Raw genomic sequence first — 23420 nt, 5'->3', positions numbered from 1 at the left:
AAGGGGAATTTTCCCCTTTTTTGGTACCCTTGCATTTATCTAATTTAGTCAAATCTTATCAGCCTTGTTTTCATACCAAGTTTAAAGCACAGTCAGAAGCCCCCATTTCTAATTATAATCTGCGCCTGAATCATATTCTTATTCAGTAAACATTTCATTTAGTATTTATAATAAATTTTATCAAAAGATGATTTTTGAAGTAATACAAATAATTGCAGAACAAGTAAATAGCTATCTCGAGGAAATTGGGCTGGACAAATCTGTTGTTCCTGAGAATATTGCTTTTTTAGAATCACAAAAAGATGATGTTGCCGACCTGTTAAAAGATGGCGTGGCACTTACCGTAATTAATTTAGCCGAAGAAGCTGCTTTAAAAAACTTCCCAAATCATACTATTGAAAATACTAAAACAATTTATAGAAACAGTATCGTCAATTTAAATCTGTATATACTTTTTAGTGCTAACAGAGACAAATATGTCAACTCACTTAAGGATATTTCAAAAATTATTGAATTTTTTCAGGGGAAAAAACTTTTTACCCAAGCCAATACCATCTTTAACAGAAGCACTAGCGCAATGAGCAATGTAGACAACTTTAGATTTACGGTTGAACTCTACACTCCCACTTTTGAAGAACTAAATTATATCTGGGGAACATTGGGAGGTAAACAGCTTCCATCTGCTTTATATAAAGTGAGTATGATACAAATTGAACGCAATATTGTACAGGCAGAAGGACAAGTTATTGGTGAATTTTCAGGAACAACCAAAAGAAAAGAACAATCATGAGTTTTGCTGCTACATATCAATTGCTATTTGAAGTAACACTTCTTCATAATTATTTTTTGAATAATGGAGAAGAAACTTTTACAAGTATGACAAATGCTGATAAAGAAAAAATGCTGCAGTCCTTTAATACAGAAGCATTTACAGCAATAACACCAACTCTGGAAACCAATGTTGTACTTAAAAACTACAAAATGATATTCAAAAAAACCAAAACAGGTTTCGGAGTATACGTTAAAGTGAAAGATGAATTGGACCCATTTATAAAAGTTCCTGTTGATTTGAACTTAAAGTTTTTAATTAAAATAAACGATTATCAATTTGAAAATTATACTAATCTTGATTTTGCTCTTACTCAGGCATATCTTTTCAGTAATGTCAAACCATTAACTGAACCCGTTTCATTTGAATATCTTCCAAAAATAAATGACAACAAGCTAATTTCAAATGTGTATTTAGTATCTGAAGAAACCACTGTCAATTTAATTTCAACACTGCAGCCGTCAGAACAACAAAATGTCTTTGGGATTATTTCGCTCACAGCCAAAGGCGACAACAGTTCAGGAAACATCATAAATAATTTGGGCAAAATGACAAGCCCAAATTTTAAAATTCATTTTGATAATCGGAAAACACTTTGGAAATATATCAACCGTAAAGCAGGAACCGAAATTAAAACCAATGCTGCAAAACCATTAACGCGCTCCGGTTTTGTTGAAATTGACCCGCTTACCGATTTTACGCCTGCACAACCGGCAGAAAGTCAATACCCAAATCCATCTGTAAAGTCAATAACAAAAATCAATAGTGATTACTATTCGGAAATATTTATTTAATAATTAAAAAACAAATCAATTATGGCAACAACTTACAAAACGCCTGGAGTATATGTTGAGGAAATCGTAAAGTTTCCTCCTTCTGTTGCCCAGGTAGAGACAGCGATTCCTGCTTTTATTGGCTATACAGAAAAAGCCACGAACAAGATTAATGGAGATTTGAAATTGAAACCAACAAGAATAACATCTCTTTTAGAATACGAACGCTTTTTTGGCTTTGCAAAACCAGAGACAACAATTAGTGTTACCATTAATGATGTTTCAACAGATAATGGAGACACAAGATCTATTGTTGTAGATCAGCCAACTTCAAAACAGCCTTTTTTGATGTATTATTCCTTGCAGTTGTTCTTTGCAAATGGCGGTGGTCCTTGCTACATTATTTCGGTAGGGCGTTATGGAAATGATTTAGATGAGGCAGACACTCAGATTACAGCAATCAATAACAGTACTGCATTAAACGACGGATTAGCAGAATTAGAAAAGGTAGACGAACCAACACTAATTTTATTTCCTGATGCAACAAAAGTAAGCGGTATAACTACAACTGATTTCTACGGATTATACAATAATGCATTAATGCAATGTCAAAACCTGCAGGACAGATTTACCTTAATTGATACTTTAAGTTATGATGAATCAAGCCCAACAGATACTAATATAGATGATTTAAGAGATAAAATTAGTTCTGAAAAAGATACTATTAAATACGGGGCAGTTTATTATCCTCACTTAGAAACCATATTGGATTATGCTTTTGACAGCAGTAAAATTATATTAAAACATTTCTCCTATACGGCAAAAGCGTATGACCAAATCGCTGCAGGACTGGCAACTATCGAAAATCCAACAACAGGAATTGATGCTACTGTAGCTAAATTGATTGACGTTGATACTGTTCCCGGAGATATTTCCGGTCAAATGAGTGATTTACTTTTACAGATGTACAGCAATGATGCAACCGGTTTTGATTTAGGCGGAACTTTTGTTAGTAATCCTGCAAAAAAAGGAGCTTTCTTAGATAAACTAAATGCTTTGTTAATTTCTTTAGAAAGTTTATCTCTTTTGAGGAATTCGCTTAACGACGAAGCAAATGCAGCAATAAGTACAATTGATGAAGATCCCGTTATTGCAAACAACATTACAAGTGCTCTGACTGCATTTAATGCAAATTTTACTGCTGCAAATAAAATTGACTCTGTATATAAAAACTTAAAAACATTAAAGAAAAAAATACAGGATGAGAATACACCAGCTAAAATGCTTAAAATTATATCTACAGATACTGTAAGTTTTGATAAGGAATTAAAAAAATTGGTAAACTATACTGATTTGAATACTCAAACTGCAATTACGATAGTTACAAATAGTTTTTCCGGTATTAAAGCAAACCTTCTTTCACTTGTAAATGCTATTAAATCTGTTAGCGGAAAAGATGTAAATAATGGCGCATTAAACGGAAGAAAATTAAGCACTTTAGAAAGTATCGACAATGCGACTTTTAATAAGATACTTACTGAAATTTACAACCTGTCAATAACACTTCCACCAAGCTCTGCTATTGCGGGAGTTTATGCCAGAGTTGACAGAGACAGAGGCGTATGGAAAGCTCCTGCAAATGTAAGTTTGAACTATGTAATAAAACCAACCGTACAAATAACAAATACCATTCAGGACAATTTAAATATTGATACTGTTGCAGGTAAATCTATCAATGCTATCAGAACCTTTACCGGCAAAGGAACCTTGGTTTGGGGGTCAAGAACCTTAGCCGGTAACGATAGTGAATGGCGTTATGTACCAGTTCGCCGCTTCTTTAATATGGCCGAAGAATCTATTAAAAAAGCAACCGAACAGTTTGTTTTTGAACCTAACGATGCCAATACATGGATAAGAGTAAGAGCTATGATTGAGAATTTCTTAATTCTTCAATGGAGAGCCGGAGCTTTGGCAGGAGCCAAACCAGAACAAGCTTTTTATGTTAGAATCGGGCTGGGACAAACCATGTCTGCTATGGATATTTTAGACGGTAAAATGATCATCGAAATTGGTCTGGCAGTAGTTCGTCCGGCTGAGTTCATCATTCTTCGTTTCTCTCACAAAATGCAGGAATCTTAATTAAATCATCATTAAAAAAATATAGATCATGAGTTATCCATTACCAAAGTTTCATTTCTCAGTTGACTGGGGAGGAACAAAAATAGGGTTTACAGAAGTTTCCGGATTAGATGTAGAAACTGAAGTTATTGAGTACCGTCAGGGTGCAAGTCCGGAATACAGCAAAATTAAAATGCCGGGCATGCAGAAGTACTCTAACATTACCATGAAAAGAGGCACTTTTAAAAGCGATAATGAGTATTACGCCTGGTGGAATACAGTAAAACTAAACACCATCGAAAGAAGGGATATTACCATCAAATTACTTAATGAGGAGCACGAACCAGTGATTACCTGGAAAGTAAAAAATGCGTGGCCTACAAAAGTGCAGTCAACTGATTTAAAAGCTGACGGAAACGAAGTAGCCATCGAGTCAATAGAATTGGTTCATGAAGGTTTATCTATTCAAAATGACTAGTCATGGCTAACTATTATCCACCCGTAGGCTTTCATTTTCTGGTTGAATTTGATCAACTGGGCACAAAAGAAAAAGACCATCAATTTCAATCTGTATCAGGACTTTCTGTAGATCTTGAAACAGAAGAAATTGTCGAGGGTGGAGAAAACAGATTCAAACACAAACTTCCCGTTAAAACCAAATATCCCAATTTGGTTTTAAAAAGGGGGATACTTATTGACTCTGACGTAATTGAATGGTGCAGAAAAGCATTAGAAAATTTCGAGTTTAAGCCCGTCGATTTAACTGTAAAACTCTTGAATCAAGACCACGAGCCTTTAATGCACTGGAAAGTGATACATGCCTATCCCGTAAAATGGGCAGTGGAAGATTTTAGTGCTTTAGAAAGCAAAATTGTTGTTGAAAGCTTTGAGCTTGCTTATAATTATTTCACGCTTCACAAAAAATAATTTTATCATGCCAATTGAAATCAAAGAGCTTCACATTAAAATAAACGTGAGCGAAAATTCAAGTTCAGGTGCAAAGCCAGCTTCTGCTTCATCATCATCTGCTGAAAAGGACAATGTGGCTGAGTGTGTCGAGCAAGTAATGAAAATTATTGAACGAAAAAAAGAACGCTGATATGACAACGACTAATGGTGAATTAAAAAAACTGAAGATCATTGCTTACAGCGATCCTCAATTCAACAATCCAATTTCGGATATTGAAGAGTTCATTACTCTGATGAATCCCGAAAAATATACTTTTCATTACAAAATAGAGCAAGATACCACGCAAGCTGCCGGAACAAGCAGTCCTGCGCCAAGATTTACAGCAATTGCTCCGGAGGAATTAGAATTGGATTTTGTTTTTGACCGAACAGGTGTTATTGCCGGCAAGGAAACGACCGAAAATGGTGTTATTGAAGACATTGAGCATTTTAGAAAGGTAATTTTAGAATATAATGGTACAGAACATAAGCCAAACTATTTAAAAATTGCCTGGGGAAGTCTGCTGTTTAAAGGTTCTCTCACAGAAATGACAATTGAATATAAACTTTTCAGGCCAGATGGAACACCCATTAGAGCCATTGCAAAAGGAAAATTCAAAGGAGTTGTTGAGGATGAATTAAGAGCAAAACAGCAAAACAATCAATCTCCAGATTTAACACATACCAGAATTGTAAAAGCTGGCGATACGCTTCCTTTAATGTCTTTTAAGATCTATGGCGATTCAAAATATTATCTCGAAGTAGCAAGAGCCAACAAGCTTATCAATTTCAGAAAATTAAAAATTGGTCAAAAAATATTTTTCCCTCCTCTACAAAAACAACAATAGATGAACAATAGCGGCGTCATACAAACCAGTAAAAGTGCAGATTTAGTAACGCACAAATTGCTCATTGAGGGAACTGAGCTGTCTGGTATTTACCAAGTAATAAGCATTGTAGTTCATAATGAGGTGAATAGAATACCGATGGCGCAAATTATTTTGACCGATGGAGATGCTGCCTCACAAGATTTTAAATTAAGCAATGAAGATTTGCTCATTCCGGGAAAAAAAATAGAGATAAAAGCCGGCTATCACAGTGACGAAGAAACTATTTACAAAGGAATAGTTGTAAAACATTCCATAAAAATAAAAGACAATTCGTCCCTGTTAATTGTGGAATGCAAAGACGAAGCAGTAAAAATGACCATTGGCAGAAAAAGCAAATATTTTTATGACGTAAAAGACAGCGATGCTTTTGAAGACATTATAGGCACTTACGGATTAGAAAAAGATGTAGAAAGCACTAATTATAGCCACAAAGAGTTAGTGCAGTACAATACTTCCGATTGGGATTTTATTGTTTCCCGTGCACAAGCCAACGGAAAATTATGTTTTGTTGAAAACGGCAAAATCTCGATTAAAAAACCAGATTTGGCTTCTGCAGCAGTAGAAACAGTTTCTTTTGGCAGCAGTATGCTCGATTTTGATGCCGAAATTGATGCTCGAAATCAGTTTGCTAAAGTTTCATCTTATAGTTGGAATGCATCCAATCAGGAATTATTAGAAATTGAAGCCAAAGATCCCGGCGTAAGCCTAAATGGAAATTTATCTGCTTCAGATTTATCCGATATAGTAAAACTGGAAAATTTAGAATTACGTCACGGCGGTCATGTTACCGATACCGAATTGCAAGATTGGGCTGATGCTAAATTATTATTTCAACAACTATCAAAAGTTCGCGGAAGAGTAAAATTTCAAGGCATTCCCGCAGTAAAACCCAACACCATTATCACACTTGAAGGAGTTGGAGATCGCTTTAATGGCAAAGCATACATTACAGGGGTTTTCCATGAAATTGCAAACGGTAATTGGACTGTAAACGCACAGTTTGGATTGAATCCGGAATGGTTTTCTGAAACTTATGATGTCAATACACCGTCGGCTTCAGGAATAATTCCATCCATAAAAGGACTGCATATTGGTATTGTAACCCAGCTTCAGGACGATCCCGATGGTGAAGACAGAATTTTGGTAAAAATACCCATTATCAATAACGAAGAACAAGGTATTTGGTGCAGAGTTGCTGCTCTGGATGCAGGTGACAACAGAGGTACTTTTTTTAGACCTGAAATTGAAGACGAAGTAATTATTGGCTTCATCAACGAAGATCCTAATGATGCGATTGTATTAGGAATGCTCCACAGCAGCGCAAAACCTGCTCCGCTAAAAGCAGCTGATGATAACCATCAAAAAGGGATTTTTACAAGAAGCGAAATGAAAGTGCTCTTTGATGATGATAAAAAATCGATAGCCATTGAAACTCCGGCAGGAAAAAAAATAACGCTGGACGAAGACAAAGGATCTATAGTTATTGAAGACGAAAATTCTAACGTAATTACCATTGACAGCGCAGGAATAAAAATGGAAAGCGCGGGCGATATTTCAATAAAGGCAACAGGTGATGTAAAAATTGAAGGCACCAATGTAAATCTAAAAGCAACCGCCCAATTTAAAGCCGAAGGCAGTGCTGGCGCAGAAATGTCGTCGGCAGCAGTAGCGATTGTAAAAGGCAGTATTGTACAGATAAATTAGCTTATTCTTTCGATTACTATAAGTCCTTAAAACTATTAGATTAAAGGTTAACAATAAATAATAAACCGTTGGGTGCAATTCAAAAAAAAACATTTAACACATAGAAACATAGATTTTTTTAGCTAATAAGAATGCAAAAAAGAAATACATTTCTTTCACATAGCAGCTTATGTCCATTTTAAATAAGTGAAACGCCTTTTTTAAGTGGTTAGAGTCTATGATTCTATGTGTTAAATTAAATTACACCCAACAGATAAATAATAAATTATGGGAGCACCAGCCGCAAGAATTAACGATATGCATGTTTGCCCAATGGTAACAGCTACTGTTCCTCATGTAGGCGGTCCAATATTACCGCCAGGCGCACCTACAGTACTGATAGGCGGTCAGCCGGCAGCCTGTTTGGGAGATATGATCACTTGTACAGGTCCACCTGATAGTATTATAGCGGGCTCAGGCACAGTGCTTATTGGAGGAAAACCAGCCGCTAGAATGGGAGATTCAACTGCGCATGGTGGAACAATTGTAATAGGATGTCCAACCGTTTTAATAGGTTAATTATGGAAAGTAAAGAAGCTTTTTTAGGTACTGGATGGAGTTTTCCACCAGAGTTTAAAAAGAACACTAAAGCAGTCGTAATGACATCTGATGAGGCAGATATTAAAAGCAGTCTGGAGATATTGCTTTCTACCAAAATCGGTGAACGCATTATGCTGCCCAGATACGGCTGTAATATGGATGAATTACTTTTTGAAACATTAGACAGAACACTAAAAACCTATGTTTCAGAACTCATAAAAACGGCCATTTTATATTACGAACCCCGAATTGATGTTGACAAAATTGACATCACACAAGGCGATGATTTAGAGGGAGAATTATTGGTCATAATCGATTACAGAATAAGAAGTACAAACTCAAGAAGCAATCTAGTTTATCCATTTTACAAAGGAGAAGGCACTAATATTTAAAAGTTTATAAGCTATGAGTACCAACAGCCAAATAGACAATGTTATTTTTAAAAGAAATGGAGTTAATCAGGAAGAACGCTTTAGTGACGCACTAGAGCCGGGCAACCTGAAACTTCATGATTTTACTATTGAAGACTGGCTGTTATTTGCTTATAACTTTGCAAAACAAGTCAACTTTTTCGACACGAATAACGATAAAACTCCAGAAGGCGATTGGCAGGAATTTTTTACCTATTTCGGTTTTTCAAAAAATGATCATCCGGATGGTATTCCGAAAAGAACAGAAAAAGAATATGCTGTTTTAAAAGAAAGCATTACCAAAACATTATCTACTTCTAATCTCAATCAGGACCTTACGCCTCACATGACATTGTTTGTGTGTTTCCTGAAATTATTGGAATTGTCTCAAAACAAACTTAATCTTATTACCAAAAAGCATTTAGACTTTTTTTATAAAGACATACTGCAAATCGAAAAACTGCCTGCAAAAGCAGATAAGGTGAGTATCATTTTTGAGCTGGCTAAAAAAATCGCCGAAGAAAAAATTGCAGTAAATACAGAACTTGATGCCGGAAAAGATCCCGATGGCAAAAAATTAATATACAAAACCACAGAAGAATTTATTGCCAATAAAGCCCATATAGCGTATCTAAAAAGCGTATATAATGACGTTGATTTGGGTGAAATAAAATGCAGCGAAATTGCCAATTCCCTTGACGGAAAAGGAGAACCGCTAAAAGAAGAAGCTCCCTATTGGTTTCCTTTTGGATATACATCTAATGAAAAGAAATACCCGGAATTAGACGATGCAAAATTAGGTTTTGCAATAGCTTCAGAATTATTTAATCTTAAGGAAGGCGACAGAAATATTGACATCACAATTACTTTTGATCAAAATTTAACTTTTCATAATCCATTTAATACAGATGATCTTTTAAAAAACATCAGCATTCTGTACAGTGGAAAAAAAGGTTGGATTGGAAATTTTAAACTTAGCACAGCCGTTCTTTTTAAGGCTGGAAATCAATCTTCCAGCATTGGCGCCAACAAATTAAGATTGGTTTTTCAGGTGCCAAAAGATGATCCGGCAATTGTTAACTACGATAAGAAAGTTTTAGGCGAATTTTTCTCGACAGAACTTCCTGTAATTCGATTTTTAATCAATACACAAGATGTAAAAGGGCATACTCTTTTTAGAGCTTTAGTAACAAAAACAATCACCAGCATTACTGCAAAAGTTGAGGTTAAGGATGTAAAATCGCTATTATTAGAAAGTGATAACGGTTTACTTAATGCAGCAAAACCCTTTTACCCTTTTACACCTCAACCTGAAAAAAACAGTTCCTTTATAATAGACTATCCCGAAATCTTTTCTAAAAAATGGATAGATGCAGATATTAACATCAAGTGGAAAAACACTCCATTATCATTTGAAACTCATTACGCAGCCTACAAAAATAGTTTTCTTGAAACCATAAGTAAACAGATTTTTCTTGATGCCATTTTCATCAAGGACAACGTTAAAAAAATAATGCATGCCAACCAGCCTGAAGATGGAATTCCTAAAAAAAACAATTCAGAAATAAAAGCTCCTATAGAAATTAATGATGCAATAGAAGCTGTTGAAGAAACACCCGAACCACCTGAAATAAACCCAAATGATCCAATTGTTGAAGAGGGCTATTTTAAAGCAACATTATCTGTTTTAAACAAAGAAGTTTGGGATGAACAAAATAAAATTGTCAATTTATTTGATGATACTGATGGTGATAAAGTATATGAATGTAATATCAATGTAAAAGGGAACACTTATGGCATTGACAAAAGTGGTCCTATACGATTGACATTAAATCAATCATTTTTACATTCGTTATTTCCAAAAATATATACTCTTGCAATAATGAATGTGGCGACAGATCCGACAACGCCTATCCCAAATGAGCCTTACACTCCGGTTGTAGAAAGTATAAGCCTGAATTATTCTGCTGAAGAAACTACTGATTTTAGTATTTCTGCCTACCAGTCTAACCGAATAAAATTGTTTCATGAAGCTCCTTTTGGTCAGCGTGAAGAGCATTCTTATTTGAAAAAACAAGCCATCAATAAAGAAATTTTAGAGACCGGAACGCCAACTACAAATTGTCTGGTTCCGGATTATTGCGATGGAGGCGAATTTTATGTAGGACTCCAAGATGCCGAAATACAACAGCAAATTTCATTATTATTTCAAATATTAGAAGGAAGCGAAAACATCAGCGTTCCCACTTTTACAGGAAAACAAAAAGTAGAATGGTACATATTATGCGATAATTATTGGAAAAATCTGGATAAGGAAATTTTGGCAAATGGTATCGATAACTTTTTAAAATCAGGTATCGTAAAATTTAGCATTCCAAAGCAGGCAACTAATGACAATACATTGTTTCCAGCCGATACCATTTGGGTAAAAGCAAAAATGCACAAAGATTATGATGCAGTTTGCAAAGTTATCGATGTAAAAACTCAGGTTGTTACCGCCCAGTTTTTTGATAACAACAACAATTTAGCTCATTTAGACAGCACATTACCTGCCAAAACAATATCAAAATTAATTACCAGAGTTCCGCAAATTAAAAGTATTGAACAACCCTTTAATTCATTTGATGGAAAACCATTGGAGTCTGATCCCTCCTATTATCTGCGTGTAAGTGAACGCCTGCGTCACAAAAACAGAGCTATAACACTTTGGGATTATGAGCATCTTATTTTACAGGAATTTCCATCTGTTTTTAGAGTAAAATGCCTTAACCATACTTTTATTTCGGGTACAAATACCTCGTTTTTATCGCCGGGAAAAGTAACGCTGGTAGTAATTCCGGATATTATAGACAAAAATGTATTCGATATTTATGAGCCAAGAGTAAGCACAGCCACATTGAACAGCATAGAGAGTTTTATTAATTCTAAAAACTCAATGCAAGTGTCTGCAAAAGTTATTAATCCTGATTATGAAAAAGTTATAATAAAACTGGATGTAAAGTTTTATCCACAATACGATGAGAATTTTTACAAGAAACAGCTCAACGAAGATCTTATAAAGTTTTTATCTCCCTGGGCATTTGATACCTCTAAACAAATCATATTTGGAGTTGAACTGCAGCGAAGTATAGTAATTGAATATATCGAAAATTTATATTACGTAGATTTTTTATCTACGCTTGAAATGGCAATATATATCGATAAGAAAACAGATAAGGAACATCCTAAGCCATTAGAAGATACAGAAAACAACAAGGCTAATGTACATCTTTTAGACTTTTTAACTACGCTGTCCCCATCAAGCCCAAAAAACATTTTAGTCTCTGTTAAAAACCACATTATCAGCACTGACATAATAACTTGTACAATAACAACCCCAGAAGAACCTGAAAAATGTCGATACTAAACCAACATATCACCATTCCTAAAAAATCAGCAACTGAGGACGATTTGGATTTCTTTTATTTGAGAAAAAAAGGAATCGAATACATAGAGTCTTTTGGCAGTAAATTTTGGACTGATTTTAACGAGCATGATCCGGGAATTACGATGCTGGAGATGCTTTGCTACGCCATTTCTGATCTTGGGATGAGATTAAATCTCCCAATAGAAAATATCTTAGAATCTAATGACATTAATAAAGGCATTCCAAAACAGTTTTTTAAAGCCTCAGAAGTATTGTCATCAAGTCCAGTCACGCAAAATGATTATAGAAAACTATTTATCGACATAAAAGGAGTTAGAAACTGCTGGCTTGCAAAACATAAAAAAACAGTGTATGTGGACTGCAAAAAAGATAAACTTTCTTATGATGTTAAGGATTATGAAAACCTGCCAGATAATTTAAGAAAATCTTTTGAGCTCAGTGGTTTATATGATCTTTATGTAGATTTTGAAAGCTCAAAACCTTCAGAAATAGAAGCTGTTAAAGAAAAAATAAGAAAGCAGTATCATGCAAACAGAAACCTTTGTGAAGATCTTGTTGAAATAAAAAAAGTGGTAGACTACCCTATCAAAATATGTGCAGATATTGAAGTAGATACGGAAGCCGATGAAGAATTGGTTCATGCAAATGTTATTGACGCTCTGGAAAGTTACTTATCGACAACCGTCAATTTTTATTCGCTAAAACAAATGATTGACAAAGGATATTCAACTTTGGAAATTTTTGACGGTCCATCTTTAGAAAATGGTTTTATTGATACAAAAGAATTACTTACGGCCGATTTGAGAAACGAAGTACGTCTTTCAGACATCATGAGAATAATAATGTCGGTTCCAGATGTAGTACTGATTAAGGATATTTCTTTAGGGAATTGCGGAGGTGATGATCTCGAAAACAAATGGCTTATTTGCCTTTCACCTTATGAAAAGCCTGTTGTTTGCGCTAAAAGTGTTTTCAATTACAACAAAGGATTATTGCCACTCAATATCAATCAGGCTCAGGTAAAAATTTATTTAGACGCCATAAAAGCAGAAAAAGACAAAGCTACAACAAACGCCAGTCAGGATAAAGAATTAGATATCCCAAATGGCGAATATCTGAACACTGATTTTTATACAACCATACAAAATGATTTTCCTGAAACTTATGGTATTGGCGAAGTTGGACTTCCTTCCAGATCATCGGTTGAACGTAAAGCTAAAGCAAAACAATTAAAAGGATATCTTTTATTTTTTGATCAGATATTAGGAAGTTATTTTAAACAATTAGGTCAGGTAAGCGAATTGCTTTCGGTAAGCGGAAATTTGACCAGAACCCTTTTTACGCAAGTTGTTAAAGACATTGAAGGCGCTGATGACATTGTAAACGGATATGAAGATTACAATGATGAAACGATTACAGCACTGCTTTTTGATCAGCAGGATAATAATATTGAACGAAGAAATAAAATTTTAGATCACCTCTTGTCCCGTTTTGCCGAAAATTTCTCGGAATACGTCTTTGTGAACAAAACCATTTATGGCAACACTACAGATCAAGTTGTATTGCGTGACAAAGAAAACTTTTTGAAAGATTATAAAATAGTAAGCAAAGAGCGCGGCAATGCTTTTGATTATTACAAACAACCCATTGCCAATTTATGGAATACTAATAATGTTTCGGGAGCCGAAAAAAGGATTTCGAGACTCATTGGTATTAAAGATTACAGTCGCAGGAATCTTTCTAATTCGTTTGTCGAAATGTACAATTTTATTGACACAGACAATCAATCTGTTTACAGATGGCGTATTGTAGACACTAATAAGGAAATTGTACTTTCTTCAACAGCAGAATATTTCGATACTTCGGCAGCAAATAAGGAGCTTTATTTTGCCGTACTGCAAATTATTCAGACTCGGGAATATAAAATAAAAGAGGCATTTAAAAACGGTACAATAACAGATTTATCTATTGTTGACAATATTTTAATTCAAAAGTCAGATGCCGGAAAATATTCTTATGACATTATAAATCCCGCAATTAAAGACAAGAAAAACCCGAACCGCATTATTGCCCGCAGATTTGAATACTACACTAATTTGGCAGATTTAGAAAAATCGATTCTGGACTTGATTCACTTCATGAAAGAAGATTTTACAGAAGAAGGAATGTTTTTGATAGAACACATGATGCTTCGTCCGGATGTAAATCAAACAACCGTAAATCCGGATACTTTCATGCCTATCTGCGCTGATGAATGTGATAATTGCGAACCAATAGATCCCTACTCCTATCGTGTAAGTGTAGTATTGCCGGGATATACATTGCGATTTGCCAATACCGATTTTAGAAATTATATCGAAAAAATAATTAAGGAAGAATTACCCGCTCACGTACTGGCAAAAATATGCTGGATTGGCTATAGGGAAAAAGATGTAAAAGACCCTGCAGAAAACCAGCTTGTTCAATTTGAAAAAACATACAAAGACTATTTGTTTGCCAAAACCGATTTGAATCAAGAGCAGCCAGAACCTCAATTAATCAGCTTTATTAAAGCGTTAACTGTTCTGGACAATGTTTACCCAACAGGACGACTTTTTGACTGCAGCGATGAAAACGAGCGATTGTCAGATAAAATTATACTAGGAAAAACGAATTTAGGATCACTATAAAAACTATTGCCATGTCAGCAAAACTTTCAACAATAACAACACAATACCGTCGATTCACAAAGAATCAGGTACTTACAGAAGGAAACCTTAATGAGGTAGTAGATTTTTTTGACGATCAGGATCGCCTGTCCCGCATTTACCTGAGTGGCGTTGGTATAGTTTGCGGACTTTATCCGGCTTATGATCCGGATAAAAAAACCATTTCAATAACGCAGGGAACTGGTATAACTACAGATGGTGATCTTTTTAAATTATATCAGGCAGATGCATTAGGAAACAAAAAAATCGATTTTGACTCCAAAAACTATACGCATTGCAAAATTTATGACAACACAAAAGCGGCTTATAAACCATTTTTTTATGATGGGTCAAACAAGCAATGGCCTCTTTTTGAACTCTTGACAGAAGAACAGCAAAAAAAAGAAAAAGACCCTTATTTTTCTTTAGCAGAATTTACCGCAAATACAAAATTTGAGTTTAAAGAAGCCGTAATTCTTTTGTATCTGGAGTCCTATGAAAAAGAATCTGACCTATGCGTAAGCCTTTCGTGTGACAATCAGGGATTAGAAATTGTAGGCAATTATAAAGTTTTAATTGTCAGCAAAGACGTTGCCAAACAAATAATGAATCATGACAGTATGATTGGCAAAATCAATTATTCTAATTTATACTATAATTTACCAGACCTAAAATCAAACAGAATTGTACTTAAAAAAGAAGATTTTGTTCATCTTGATGCCATAAAACAAACTTTTACCAAAGGAATTTTTAAAAACGAAGTTGTTAAGAATTTGCAGGAAGGCTACAATAAGCTGCTGACAGGCTTAAATATGCCAATCATTTCAGAGTCTATTCAAAAAAAGATAGCTGAACTATTTAATTTTGAAGGAAATCCGGTACTTCCTCCCGATTTTCAATACCTGTATGATCTTCTTAACGATCTTGTTGATACTTACAACGAAACCAGAGCATTGCTGCTTACTATAGACGATAGTTATTGTTCTCCAGATATTAATGCTTTTCCAAAACACTTAATGCTGGGCGAGCTAATAAAAACAGAACCTTGTTTTGAATTCCGCCATGCTTTTTACAAATCGCCTTTGCTTACAGGAGAAAGCCTGAGCACTTGTAATGACTGCCTTACAGAGGATGCCGTTCCTAGTAAAGATTCAGAAAAAAAGAAAAAAGAAGAAAAAGCAGATGAAATAAATATATGCTACGGCGAAGACACAGCCAGACAAAGAATATACAGTCTTATTTTGCGAAGCGCACAATTATTAGAAAACTACAATCCTTTATACGATGTTATAAAAATTACACCCTCTTTACAATTAGGTAAATTGGGCAAAAAAGCCATTCCGTTTTACAATAATGTAAACGATTCGCTTATTAATGCCTGGGATCTTGATAAAACCATTTTAGGATTGCAAAAAAACAATGTTAGTTACCATGATGATTTATTGAATACTAAAAAACCACTCGAAATACATCTTGACAGTGATTTTTATAGAATTGAAGGACATCAGGGCCGCAATTACAAAGAAGCCTTAAAAGATATTCAACAAATTAGATTAGAAAACGGACTGGGATTTAATATAATGATCCTGGCAGTAAATGCTGATGAACAGGATAAAACGATCCAGAAGTTTACCCAATATTACCTCAACAAAAATCATGGTTACGAGCATAAAGCAGGCGTAGTTCCCGGCGGTACATTTATAATGATATATCTGGAAGAAAAAATACCTTATTATAATAAAAGCCGCAGACTATCTTTAACCGGTGACTTTGAAAAATTTGCTGAAGGTATCCCTATTTTAAATCCGGTTGTTGCTGATTTTTCGCTGCCGTATTTATGTTGTGACGAAAATAATATAGGACTTACTTTACCTGTAGACAAAATTTGCTTTGACAGCAAAACACCGCCTCTGCCTTTTAAAGTATCTCCCGCAGGAGGTTATGTAAAAGCTAATGTTCGACCTGATCAAAACGGAGGAGTAACAGTAAATGAATATGGATTACTTGTTTTTGATCCAAATTTAGTCAGTAAAGAATTAATAGGTCAAGCCATAACATTTACAGTTAATAATTTTGATACTGAATGCGCCATTACCATTTTTGAAAAACCAAAATTCGATTTTGTTGCTGTTCCTTTAAAACCTTCAGGAGTTAACGAAACCATAGTTACTTTTACCGTAACCGGAGAAAATATTGAAGGCAATAAATATATCTGGGATTTTGGGGATAAAACCACTCTTGTAGCCGATGATAAAACAGAAATAAAACACACTTACAAGTACAATAGTGAATCGCAAAAAAAATTCACATTTTATGTTACTCTTAATGCAGACAATGGTAACTGCGGATTTCAAGTTAGTCATCCTGTGAGTTTTGAAATTGAAGACCCAAAAGTACTGGTAGATGGAAAATTGGTAAACAAAGTATCTTTTTGCAGAAACGATAAACCGGTCATCCTTACCCTTGAACCAAATATAAAAGGGGCCGTTATTTCTGGAGAAGGAATTGTAACAACAAGAGGAGGAGTTCAGTTTAATCCGGCTGGTGTTCCTTCGGGTGTAACAAGCGTAACGATTTTGATCGACGGCAAACCATCTAATCTTGTAATTTCACTTTTAGATCTGCCTACTGCAAGTTTTGCTTTTGTTATCGATCCATTGGGAAATCTAACCTTAACCAACAACTCTGTAAATGCCGCAACTTATACTTGGCAAATTGATAAGGAAATAATAAGTACGGATAAAAAAGATCCAATAATAAAGCCAGTTTCTTCATTTAATGCACCTTCTATTTTCGTTGCATTAACTGCCGAAGGCAAATGTGGCTCAGTAACCGATGGGCCAAAATTAATTGAGTTTAAAAAAGTGCCTGAAGTAAATATATGTCTTGACAATGCTGATTTATTTGTGAAAGAGGCAATTGAAACGACTACCAATTTAAGAGAAACTTCCGTTTTAAATAAATTCAATAAGGAAACTGTTAACTTCATTTCTGATACTGAAAGCAGATTTCTTGATGTTCAAAAAGATCTTCCGAGTTATATCAACGGTAAGTCAAATGCTAAAATATCCGGATTGTTCACACAGGAATATTTCAATTCTATATCTACGGTTGTTGCTGCTGCCATTAGATTGCAAAATTTAAATCAGATTGCTGCCGTACAAACACTTATAAAGCTAAATACTTCATTGTATTACACTATTTTAAGATGTCAGGATCCGGAAACACTTAAAGGATCTGAAAAATTGATTATCCCGGCAGGATTACTTTTTAATAATTTATTTAAAAGTTTCGTAGAAATAAAATTCAATGCAGATAAGGACGGATCATTGAAAGACTTTTTAGCAAGCATGCTAAAAGTATTCCCAAAAGTCGATTTTATACTGACTAATTTAAATATACAAATAGGAGACCTTACATCTGATGGTAAATTCAAATAAACATATAATCAATAAAGTTTTCCTTGAGATAAATACCAATTCTAAAGAAAAAGGGTATTATCTCAAGGACAATATTGATGCGTTTTTGCAAAAGGAAATATTCTCGTTTTTAGAAAATTATTTTAATGAATTAGATTCAAAAAATCCTTCGCACAGCATACAATTAGATAAACTTAATCTTGATATTTCCATCAATCAAAATTTGGATTTTGAGGATTTTAAAGGACAAATCCTAAACAAAATCACAAAACAAGTTGAAGAAGTTTTTGAAAAAAAAGATGCAAATATAGAAGGCTATAAAGTCATCAAACCACAAGAAAAAGAAATAGAAAGCTTTTTTTATTTCCTGGAAACTGGTACAAATGCCTGGTGGACAACCTTAAACCCTGATTTCAAAATAGTAGAAGACACTACGCTTGATAAAATCTTAAGTGAAGAAACCTTTCTTTTTAAGTGGACAAATGCAGTCCAAAAACCAATTATAAGAACAAGGTTTATCAAACAATTTAGTGACAGCCAAATTGTAACAATTATTAAAAAAGGAATATTGCTTAAAAAAAACAGTGCCGACAGCAATGCCAAAATAATCAGGATTGAGGAAATAAAAAAACACATTGAAACCAGTATTGCAAAAAATCAATTGATCCCGAATCAAAGATTTTTAATCTGGGAAATAGTTGTTTTAAGTCTTTTGGAAACAAAAAATGCAATTGTAAAACAAAAGCTTTCCAGATTGATTTGCAGTGTATTTGAATTTCATAAAAAGAACAACTTTTTAGAACACAAAGAACTTTTTCTAAAAGAAATTGAAAATCAGATTGAAAGCCAAAACGAACTCGAATTGCTGGCTAATCTTGATGCTATTGTTTTGATTATCGAAAAAAAACTAGACAACGTTATTTTAAAAGAGAAAAAAACGGAAATAAAAACAGAAAGAGAAATAGAAACTTTCCCAAAAAACCAAACACCAATAAAAACGGAGACAGAGACAGAAATAAAAACTGAAACTGAAACAACAATAGAATCAGAAAAAATTCAGGAAAATAATGAAAAGTCAACGCCCGATTCGGAATTGATTTTGTCAAAAAACAAAGAGGCAAATATTCACAGCGACGATAAAAATGTCGAATCATTATCAAATAACTCAAAAGAAAAAACTCCGGATAATCACGAAGAAGTAATCGATAAAAAAGAGCTTTCTTTTGAAAAAGAAGAAAAAGAACAAGAGATATTAGCTGCAGATATTAGCGAATTATATCTTGACAATGCAGGTTTAGTATTGATTCATCCCTTTTTGAAATCTCTTTTTGATAATTGCAAACTGCTCAATAAAGACAATACTATAAATAATCCCGAAGTTGCCACGCACCTTTTGCATTATATAGCCACAGGAAAAGAACAGGATTATGAGAACGCTATGGCCTTCGAAAAATTCTTATGTAATATTCCAATAGCCAAGCCTATTGAAAGAAACATTGTACTCTCTGAAGAAATGAAAAAAGAAGGAGAAGCAATGCTTCAGGCGGTATTAAGCAATTGGGATATAATGAAAACATCATCGGCAGAATTGCTGCAAAACGAATTTTTGCAGCGCCCGGGAAAACTGAACATTAATGGAGACGACAGCCCTGTAATAATTATAGAGCGAAAAACACAAGATATTTTATTAGACAAATTAAGCTGGAATTTGAGCATTATAAAATTGGCCTGGAAAAAACGAATCATATATGTTAACTGGTAAAAATTAAAAGTATGAATATTGAGAATGCCTCTTTTTTAGAATACGATAAAAAAAATATTTTTATTGAACAGCAAAAAGCGTTAGGATTTGTATTCGATAATCTTGATTTATCGAAAATCGCCTTTTGCGGAGGAATCGCCGATTATTTGAACCTTCGTCAGTACTATCAAATGCGCGTAAATGATTTGGATATAATGTATGAAAACGAAGAAGATTTAAACCCAATTAAGCATAAAGTTGACATAAAGAGATACACCTCTAAATTTTACAGAACCAAAAACGGAGAAACATTGGTTTATAAATTCAAAATTTATGGCAAGGAAATAAATGTAGATAATTTTCCAAATGATTTTTCGAGATTAAGCCTTACCCAATCACCTCTTTTGGGCAAAATGGTATGGCACTCCTCATTTAATGAAATGAAAAAATTTCATAATAATGAGATACATCTAAAAACCTCGAAAATAGCAGGAATAAATTACGAATGGAGACGATTATATAAACACAGCCGAAAAGCTTCTTTGTACAACAATGTAACTTTTCTGGAAGAGAAAAACTTAATTCATACTATTAAAAAAAATATTTTATGAAGGAAGAGCCTAGAATAATTTACAGCTTAGATGCATTTCCTGTTAGTAATAATCGATGGAATCAAGGGAATAAATTTAAAGAAACGATTTATTCGACTGCATTAAGTATACTATACAGCCATTTATGGTATCAGGATATCGAACTTTATGCTGATGACACTGCGTATAAGTTTCTTTATATGCTTCCCTGCAGAGTTACTAAAATTAACAGTAATAAAGACAAAGTTATTTGGATGAAATCGAAAATTGATGTGATGGAAAAACAAACCAAACCGTTTGTGCATCTTGACAATGATGTCTTTATAAAGAAAAAAATAAATTTTGATTTTGATAAAGTAATTGTTGAACAAAACGATTACGAATTATACGGCATGTACCAATACCGTGTAGATTTTTTTAATAAATATACTCAACATTTAGACCATTGGAAACCAGATTTAGGATATGCATTTAACTGTGGTGTATTAGGTTTTAGAGATTTGGAACTTCGGGACCAGTTTTTAAAAGTTTTTTATGATTTAGAAGAAATTTTTATAAAAAATCATAATCCAAAAATAGCAAAAATAGAGCCCTGCATTGTTTTAGAACAATATAATCTTGCGTCATTATTAGCTCATCATAATATTAAACCAACGTTATTGCTGTGGAAAAAAACATTGTTCGAAAATTTTCAGCTGGCAGATAAAATGGGTTACTCACACATTGTAGGTCAAAAAAAATATAGAAGTGACATTGTTCAGGAAATAGAAAACAGGCTTTTTAAACTGTTTCCGTATTGGTACAAAGAAGTAAAGAATGCATTAGAGAAAGAAGGTATCTTTTAAAAACTATAAATAGCTGTATATGAAACAAACACACAAGATCATTTATAGCCTTGATGTACTTCCTATTATGAATAACAGATGGGATATGGGAGACAAACTAAAGGAAACGATCTACATGACAGCTCTAAGTATATTATACAGCCATATGTGGTATGATGAAATTGAACTTTATGTAGATGAAATAGGCTTTAAGTTCCTGTATATGCTTCCTTGTGCTGTTACCAAAGTGAACAATGACAACAAAATAGAACTTTGGATGAAATCTAAAATTAATGCCATGGAACTGCAGACAAAACCATTTGTTCACGTAGACACTGACATATTTATTAAGAAAAAAATAGATTTTAGTTTTGATGATGTAATAGTAGAACGCAAAGAAGATACTTATGAAATTCATTATAAGAAGCAGGTAGAATTTTTTAATAAATACACCAATAACTTACCTTATTGGCATCCCAATTTAGGCTATTCCTATAATTGCGGAATTTTTGGTTTTAACGATCTCAAACTCCGTGATGAATTTATAAAAAGCTATTATGATTTAGAGAAAATATATCTTGAAAATCAAAACAACTTTTCTGCATTGAAAGAAGAAGGTTATGAAACCTGCATTTTAATAGAACAATATACTCTTGCATCGTTACTGAACTATAAAAACAATAATCCTGCAATACTATTAAAAGGAGAAAACATAACAGAGCAAGGAAAATACGCCGATACTATTGGGTATTCTCATTTTTTTGGAATGAAAAAATATGAAAAATATGTTGTTGATGAAATTGAACTTCGGCTCTCTAAAATATTTCCGTATTGGTATATGCAAATCAAAAGCGCATTAGAGAAAGAAGATGTTATCGCGAATAATCCGCAGTTTGTTTAGTCAAACAAATTATTAACCAAAAATGGTAAAATAATATATCATGAGAGAATTTGAACACAAAAAAATAGCTAACCCCTCTTCTTCTCCTTTTTTTGGACCAAAAATTCAAAAAAAACTAACCACAGGTACTGTAGGAGACAAATACGAAACCGAAGCAGATAATGTTGCTGATAAAGTCGTGAACAAACGTAAAACGGGAGGACTCTTGCAATCAAGAAGTGAAGAAGCTATTCAGCAAAAACCTATTTCAGAAACCATTTCAACAGTTCAAAAACAAGATCTGGCACAAGAAAAGCCTTTGCAAAAAAAGGGCAAGGAAAAAGAAGAAGACAAAAAAGTTCAAAAGAAATCCGATAAGGAAGAAGATAAAAAAGTACAGAAAAAAGGAGAAAAAGAAGAAGACAAAAAAGTCCAAAAGAAATCCGATAAGGAAGAAGATAAAAAAGTACAGAAAAAGGGAGAAAAAGAGGAAGACAAGAAAGTACAAAAAAAATGTGCCGAATGCGAGGGCGAAGACAAAAACGTTCAGAAAAAAGATAAAAAAGAAGAAGAAAAACCAGTTCAAAAGAAAGAGCAAAATTCAGAAACTGAAATTCAGAACAATGACTTAGAAAAAAAGCTCGACAGCTCAAAAGGAAGCGGAACCGGATTAGACAAAAAAACCAAAAAAGAAATGGAATCTGGCTTTGGCTCTGATTTCAGTAATGTAAAAATTCATACCGACGCCAGTGCTGTTCAAATGAGTCAGGAATTAGGCGCGCAGGCTTTTACCAATGGTAATCATGTTTACTTTAATGAAGGGAAATACAATCCAAGTTCTCAGGAAGGAAAACATTTATTAGCGCATGAACTAACCCACACGGTGCAGCAAACCGGAGCCAAACAAAAATCAGGAACAATACAAAAATCATCTATTGAAAACCATCCTGAAGATTTACAAGCTGAGAGACCCCAAAATCCACAGTTTAAAGGCAACCCTCCGCTTGAAAAAGCCAATGATAATCAAATGCTGATCTCTACTGGTCAAAAAGGGAATTATGTTGCGGAATTGCAGAAGGGGTTGTTGGAAGCAGGTCAAAGTTTACCAAAATTTGGAGCAGACGGAGATTTTGGAAGCGAAACACGAAATGCGGTAATAGGCTTTCAAACAGATAACAATTTGAATAAAATTGACGGTCTTGTTGGCCCGGAAACTATAGGAGCGTTAGACAATGTACTGGTCGCTGAAAAAGGAGGCAAAAAAGAACCTCCGCCATGCAGCAGGAAAGATTTCGTTGCTATTCTGGGAGGTACATTCACTAATCAAATATCAGGTACTTTTTTTGCAGAAGAAGGATGCGAGAATCGTTTAAAAATCGTCGCACAAGATTTACATGATAATTCAGAAACAGGCGGCTGCAATGCGTTTGAAGTTAATGTAGATGGAAAATTGCGAGATACAATTAATCCTACAACAAAAAAGAAAACAACTTTCGTTTCATTGCCCGGTTTAAAAAAAGGAAAACATACAATCTCTTTGACAATTCCTCCATTTTGTAACGCACTAATAAAAGCATCTGTATCAATTAAATAAAATTTAT

The 23420-nt window shown here is 34.0% G+C and carries 18 protein-coding genes; all 18 read left to right on the top strand.

Features of this window, described 5'->3' with window-relative positions; all coding sequences use genetic code 11:
* Positions 1-187 precede the first annotated feature (187 nt).
* The 18 genes from FLAPXU55_RS19445 (at position 188) to FLAPXU55_RS19360 (ending at position 23413) form a co-directional block, all read left to right on the top strand.
* A complete protein-coding gene (locus FLAPXU55_RS19445) occupies positions 188-790 on the top strand; it encodes a DUF4255 domain-containing protein (RefSeq protein WP_180860435.1) in 603 nt (200 codons plus the stop codon).
* Positions 787-1623 carry a hypothetical protein gene (locus FLAPXU55_RS19440; protein WP_180860432.1) on the top strand — a complete coding sequence of 279 codons (837 nt, stop codon included), beginning with the start codon at positions 787-789 and terminating at the stop codon, positions 1621-1623. Before FLAPXU55_RS19445 ends, FLAPXU55_RS19440 begins: the two co-directional genes overlap by 4 nt.
* Before the next feature lie 21 nt (positions 1624-1644).
* Positions 1645-3741 carry a phage tail sheath C-terminal domain-containing protein gene (locus tag FLAPXU55_RS19435; protein WP_053470583.1) on the top strand — a complete coding sequence of 699 codons (2097 nt, stop codon included), beginning with the start codon at positions 1645-1647 and terminating at the stop codon, positions 3739-3741.
* 28 nt (positions 3742-3769) lie between these two features.
* Complete coding sequence (locus FLAPXU55_RS19430) at positions 3770-4198, top strand: phage tail protein (RefSeq protein ID WP_007806487.1); 429 nt, start codon at positions 3770-3772, stop codon at positions 4196-4198.
* Between the two features lie 2 nt (positions 4199-4200).
* The gene (locus FLAPXU55_RS19425; RefSeq protein WP_007806489.1) at positions 4201-4647 is read left to right on the top strand and encodes a phage tail protein; all 447 of its coding nucleotides are present in this window, start codon (positions 4201-4203) and stop codon (positions 4645-4647) included.
* 7 nt (positions 4648-4654) lie between these two features.
* Positions 4655-4819 carry a DUF5908 family protein gene (locus tag FLAPXU55_RS19420; RefSeq protein WP_180860429.1) on the top strand — a complete coding sequence of 55 codons (165 nt, stop codon included), beginning with the start codon at positions 4655-4657 and terminating at the stop codon, positions 4817-4819.
* Between the two features lies 1 nt (position 4820).
* A complete protein-coding gene (locus tag FLAPXU55_RS19415) occupies positions 4821-5516 on the top strand; it encodes a CIS tube protein (RefSeq protein ID WP_180860426.1) in 696 nt (231 codons plus the stop codon).
* Entirely contained in the window at positions 5517-7262 is a 1746-nt protein-coding gene (vgrG, locus tag FLAPXU55_RS19410) for a type VI secretion system tip protein VgrG (RefSeq protein ID WP_180860423.1), read from the top strand.
* Positions 7263-7529: 267 nt separating this feature from the next.
* Positions 7530-7820: a PAAR domain-containing protein gene (locus FLAPXU55_RS19405; RefSeq protein ID WP_180860421.1), complete on the top strand. Its 291-nt coding sequence runs from the start codon at positions 7530-7532 to the stop codon at positions 7818-7820.
* A gap of 2 nt (positions 7821-7822) precedes the next feature.
* Entirely contained in the window at positions 7823-8233 is a 411-nt protein-coding gene (locus FLAPXU55_RS19400; protein WP_053470587.1) for a GPW/gp25 family protein, read from the top strand.
* Positions 8234-8246: 13 nt separating this feature from the next.
* Positions 8247-11657, top strand: coding sequence for a baseplate J/gp47 family protein (locus tag FLAPXU55_RS19395; RefSeq protein ID WP_180860419.1), 3411 nt, complete (start codon positions 8247-8249; stop codon positions 11655-11657).
* The gene (locus FLAPXU55_RS19390; protein WP_180860416.1) at positions 11645-14347 is read left to right on the top strand and encodes a hypothetical protein; all 2703 of its coding nucleotides are present in this window, start codon (positions 11645-11647) and stop codon (positions 14345-14347) included. Before FLAPXU55_RS19395 ends, FLAPXU55_RS19390 begins: the two co-directional genes overlap by 13 nt.
* Before the next feature lie 11 nt (positions 14348-14358).
* Positions 14359-17805: a PKD domain-containing protein gene (locus tag FLAPXU55_RS19385; RefSeq protein WP_180860413.1), complete on the top strand. Its 3447-nt coding sequence runs from the start codon at positions 14359-14361 to the stop codon at positions 17803-17805.
* A complete protein-coding gene (locus FLAPXU55_RS19380; RefSeq protein WP_180860410.1) occupies positions 17789-19546 on the top strand; it encodes a contractile injection system tape measure protein in 1758 nt (585 codons plus the stop codon). Before FLAPXU55_RS19385 ends, FLAPXU55_RS19380 begins: the two co-directional genes overlap by 17 nt.
* An 11-nt stretch (positions 19547-19557) precedes the next feature.
* Positions 19558-20136 carry a hypothetical protein gene (locus FLAPXU55_RS19375; protein ID WP_180860407.1) on the top strand — a complete coding sequence of 193 codons (579 nt, stop codon included), beginning with the start codon at positions 19558-19560 and terminating at the stop codon, positions 20134-20136.
* Positions 20133-20960: a DUF6734 family protein gene (locus FLAPXU55_RS19370; protein WP_180860404.1), complete on the top strand. Its 828-nt coding sequence runs from the start codon at positions 20133-20135 to the stop codon at positions 20958-20960. Before FLAPXU55_RS19375 ends, FLAPXU55_RS19370 begins: the two co-directional genes overlap by 4 nt.
* A 19-nt stretch (positions 20961-20979) precedes the next feature.
* Positions 20980-21840 carry a DUF6734 family protein gene (locus FLAPXU55_RS19365; RefSeq protein ID WP_180860401.1) on the top strand — a complete coding sequence of 287 codons (861 nt, stop codon included), beginning with the start codon at positions 20980-20982 and terminating at the stop codon, positions 21838-21840.
* 40 nt (positions 21841-21880) lie between these two features.
* Entirely contained in the window at positions 21881-23413 is a 1533-nt protein-coding gene (locus FLAPXU55_RS19360) for an eCIS core domain-containing protein (protein WP_235992110.1), read from the top strand.
* The last annotated feature ends 7 nt before the right edge of the window (positions 23414-23420 follow it).

Source organism: Flavobacterium panici (assembly GCF_903819335.1).
Classification (GTDB): domain Bacteria; phylum Bacteroidota; class Bacteroidia; order Flavobacteriales; family Flavobacteriaceae; genus Flavobacterium; species Flavobacterium panici.
Note: the sequence above shows the minus strand (reverse complement) of the source record. Positions and strands in the feature narration are given on the sequence as shown.

What these genes read in the sequence shown, in the direction of transcription:
- FLAPXU55_RS19445 (WP_180860435.1), top strand. Translation starts at nt 188, where the DNA reads ATGATTTTTGAAGTAATACAAATAATTGCAGAACAAGTAAATAGCTAT.
- FLAPXU55_RS19440 (WP_180860432.1), top strand. Translation starts at nt 787, where the DNA reads ATGAGTTTTGCTGCTACATATCAATTGCTATTTGAAGTAACACTTCTT.
- FLAPXU55_RS19435 (WP_053470583.1), top strand. Translation starts at nt 1,645, where the DNA reads ATGGCAACAACTTACAAAACGCCTGGAGTATATGTTGAGGAAATCGTA.
- FLAPXU55_RS19430 (WP_007806487.1), top strand. Translation starts at nt 3,770, where the DNA reads ATGAGTTATCCATTACCAAAGTTTCATTTCTCAGTTGACTGGGGAGGA.
- FLAPXU55_RS19425 (WP_007806489.1), top strand. Translation starts at nt 4,201, where the DNA reads ATGGCTAACTATTATCCACCCGTAGGCTTTCATTTTCTGGTTGAATTT.
- FLAPXU55_RS19420 (WP_180860429.1), top strand. Translation starts at nt 4,655, where the DNA reads ATGCCAATTGAAATCAAAGAGCTTCACATTAAAATAAACGTGAGCGAA.
- FLAPXU55_RS19415 (WP_180860426.1), top strand. Translation starts at nt 4,821, where the DNA reads ATGACAACGACTAATGGTGAATTAAAAAAACTGAAGATCATTGCTTAC.
- vgrG (WP_180860423.1), top strand. Translation starts at nt 5,517, where the DNA reads ATGAACAATAGCGGCGTCATACAAACCAGTAAAAGTGCAGATTTAGTA.
- FLAPXU55_RS19405 (WP_180860421.1), top strand. Translation starts at nt 7,530, where the DNA reads ATGGGAGCACCAGCCGCAAGAATTAACGATATGCATGTTTGCCCAATG.
- FLAPXU55_RS19400 (WP_053470587.1), top strand. Translation starts at nt 7,823, where the DNA reads ATGGAAAGTAAAGAAGCTTTTTTAGGTACTGGATGGAGTTTTCCACCA.
- FLAPXU55_RS19395 (WP_180860419.1), top strand. Translation starts at nt 8,247, where the DNA reads ATGAGTACCAACAGCCAAATAGACAATGTTATTTTTAAAAGAAATGGA.
- FLAPXU55_RS19390 (WP_180860416.1), top strand. Translation starts at nt 11,645, where the DNA reads ATGTCGATACTAAACCAACATATCACCATTCCTAAAAAATCAGCAACT.
- FLAPXU55_RS19385 (WP_180860413.1), top strand. Translation starts at nt 14,359, where the DNA reads ATGTCAGCAAAACTTTCAACAATAACAACACAATACCGTCGATTCACA.
- FLAPXU55_RS19380 (WP_180860410.1), top strand. Translation starts at nt 17,789, where the DNA reads ATGGTAAATTCAAATAAACATATAATCAATAAAGTTTTCCTTGAGATA.
- FLAPXU55_RS19375 (WP_180860407.1), top strand. Translation starts at nt 19,558, where the DNA reads ATGAATATTGAGAATGCCTCTTTTTTAGAATACGATAAAAAAAATATT.
- FLAPXU55_RS19370 (WP_180860404.1), top strand. Translation starts at nt 20,133, where the DNA reads ATGAAGGAAGAGCCTAGAATAATTTACAGCTTAGATGCATTTCCTGTT.
- FLAPXU55_RS19365 (WP_180860401.1), top strand. Translation starts at nt 20,980, where the DNA reads ATGAAACAAACACACAAGATCATTTATAGCCTTGATGTACTTCCTATT.
- FLAPXU55_RS19360 (WP_235992110.1), top strand. Translation starts at nt 21,881, where the DNA reads ATGAGAGAATTTGAACACAAAAAAATAGCTAACCCCTCTTCTTCTCCT.